Source organism: Halomonas sp. MCCC 1A11062 (assembly GCF_021404355.1).
Lineage (GTDB): Bacteria > Pseudomonadota > Gammaproteobacteria > Pseudomonadales > Halomonadaceae > Halomonas > Halomonas aerodenitrificans.
In genome coordinates this window covers 1-243 of the sequence record NZ_JABFTW010000103.1, presented here as the reverse complement: position 1 = coordinate 243, position 243 = coordinate 1, and the positions used below count along the sequence as shown (strand labels likewise).

Below are 243 nucleotides of genomic sequence, written 5' to 3'. Positions count from 1 at the left end.
ACAGGTACAGGTGCCCGGCGAAATCCACCGTCATGTCGACCTTGCCGTGGTGGCTGGCGTCCTCCACCGTCACGTTCACCCCCAGCGCGGCGAAATGGCTGTAGAACACGCTGGCATAGTGGCCTTCGTAGCGGGCGATGGGGTTGTTGCGGTACCAGTCGTGGGGCAGCCCGGCGTAGAGGGCTTTGAGATGGGCCTCGAGGCCGGCCAGGTCATGCGCACGCAGATAGGTGAATAGCGTCT

General features: G+C 63.8%; 1 protein-coding gene. It reads right to left on the bottom strand.

The features are described from left to right. The coding region (locus HOP58_RS23335) for a PD-(D/E)XK nuclease domain-containing protein (protein WP_234261946.1) at positions 1–243 on the bottom strand (243 nt) is incomplete at both ends.